This is a genomic window from Campylobacter sp. US53, from assembly GCF_004378995.1.
Classification (GTDB): Bacteria; Campylobacterota; Campylobacteria; order Campylobacterales; family Campylobacteraceae; genus Campylobacter_D; species Campylobacter_D jejuni.
Genome location: NZ_RYYH01000026.1, coordinates 1 through 330 on the forward strand (window position 1 = coordinate 1; position 330 = coordinate 330).

Annotated in this window: 1 pseudogene; it reads left to right on the forward strand. The window is 23.6% G+C overall.

Annotated features, from left to right (window positions below):
- Positions 1-11: 11 nt before the first annotated feature.
- A pseudogene (locus ELQ05_RS08140) lies at positions 12-330 on the forward strand (hypothetical protein); the annotation flags it as partial.

Genomic DNA, 330 nt, shown 5'->3' on the forward strand with positions numbered 1-330 from the left:
AAGGAATTAATATGAGTATCTTTAGCATCAATGATAACTCAAATTATAATTCTATACTTTCACAAGCAAAAACTAATAAAGAAAGTAAAGAAAATTCCAAAATAAGTTTTGCTAATGCTTTTTTAAAACAAAATGCTAGTAAGTTAAATGAAATTCAAAATGCAAATTCACAAACTCTAGCAAGAAGTGAAGTATTAAATTCTACTAATACAACAAATACTAGCAATAACACTAATTTTAGTATAAGTAGCAAGACAAGTTCTCCTAATTATGATATATCAAGTGAATTTAAAAACTCTATTTATACTCTAAAATATAAACAAGCAGATA